Genomic DNA, 1,506 nt, shown 5'->3' with positions numbered 1-1,506 from the left:
TCGATGTTCAACGTCGAGCCGTCCTGAACGAGAGAGCCCAGCGAGCCCGCGGTCGTCGACCGGTTCGCGGTCACGTTGGCATTGCCGGCGCCGGTCGCGGCAGTCAGACCGAGCGCCTTGAGGAAGTCAGCCTTTCCAGTCACGCTTAGATCGGCGCCGGTCGAGCTCTTCAGCGTGACCTGGCCGCCGCCAGAAATCGACGATGCGACCTGAAGCGTGCCGATGGGACCGGCCGAACCGCTGACGGCGATGGTCGCCGCGCTTGCGCTGATTGTCGCGGTCTTGACGCCGCTGGCGAGGTCGATCGCGCTGAGGACGTCGTTGACGGTCGCCCCGGGCGCGGCCGCGGTTCCCTCATAGACGATCGAATTGCCGTTGCCGTCGGTGGCGATGTGTCCGCTGGCGTTGAGGCCCCAGCCGGTCGGTTGCGTGGTCGGAGCGATGCCGGTGCGGAAGGTGATGGTCTTGCCGTTCACCGTGATGGTGTCGCCGTCAGCCGGTGGCGTGCCGAAGGTGGTGGATGCCGTGGTGCCGAGCAGCGTGGCGGTGCCGGACAGTGCGGTGGTGCCGTCGGCGGCGGTCGCGACCGTACCGGTAAAGGTGCCGGCGTTCGAGCCCAGCGAGGCGCCGAGCGCGGCGGTTCCCGTCACCGGGGTCACGCCACCGGGTGCGCCGGTATAGAGCACGTTGCTGTTGGCGGTCGCGCTCGCGTAGGAGGTCGTGCCGCGCAGGTCGGCCGGCGTCGCACCGGGAATCGTGGTGGAGACGTTCGACTTGGTGGAGTAACCGACCGTGGTCTGGAGCGCCTGGTTGGCGATCGATTTCGCGCTGTCGATCAGCTTCTGCAGCGAGGTGATGCCGGTATTGGCGGCCTGGAGCACCTGCACACCGTTATTGATGCCGTCCAGCAGGTTGCTGATGTCGCTCGCCCGGTTGTCCAACCCCTGTGCGGTGAAGAAGTTGGTGGGATTGTCGAGCGCCGTGTTGACCTTCTTGCCGGTCGACAGCCGCTCCTGCGTCGTGGCCAGCAAGTCGGCCGTCGACTGCAGCGACAACAGGTTCTGGCGAACTGACGCCGAGAGAACGATGTTGGACATTGGCGAGTCTTCCTCTTGAACCGGATACGAATCGGCCGCGCGGTCTCGAAAGCGGGCTTTGTCCAGTTTTAGGAGGTGTCCTTTAAAGTATGGTTAACGCCGGTTTAAGCGATACGGTTAATGGCGAGTGAACGCCCCTGCCCGCCTCCGGGCGCAAAAAAAGCGGCGGGGCACAGGGCCCCGCCGCTCTATTTTATTGAGTTATATCAGCTACTTATTAGCGAAGCAGCTGGAGCACGCTCTGCTGCGACTGGTTGGCCAGCGACAGTGCCGAGACCGCGATCGACTGGCGGGTCGACAGCGCCTGGCTGTTGGCCGCCTCGACGTTGGTGTCGGCCAGCGTCAGGTTGGACGAGCCGGTCTGCAGCACGATGATCAGGTTCTTGTTGAAGTCCTGACGGATCTGCAC

General features: G+C 64.7%; 2 protein-coding genes. Both read right to left on the bottom strand.

What is annotated here, in order from left to right; all coding sequences use genetic code 11:
* The coding region (locus ACXJL8_RS40800; protein ID WP_456687010.1) for a DUF1522 domain-containing protein at positions 1-1,097 on the bottom strand (1,097 nt) is incomplete at its 3' end.
* A 217-nt stretch (positions 1,098-1,314) separates the two neighbouring features.
* A partial coding sequence (locus tag ACXJL8_RS40795; RefSeq protein WP_456687009.1) for a flagellin occupies positions 1,315-1,506 on the bottom strand: 192 nt, incomplete at its 5' end.

The organism is Bradyrhizobium sp. P5_C11_2 (genome assembly GCF_054049755.1).
Note: the sequence above shows the minus strand (reverse complement) of the source record. Positions and strands in the feature narration are given on the sequence as shown.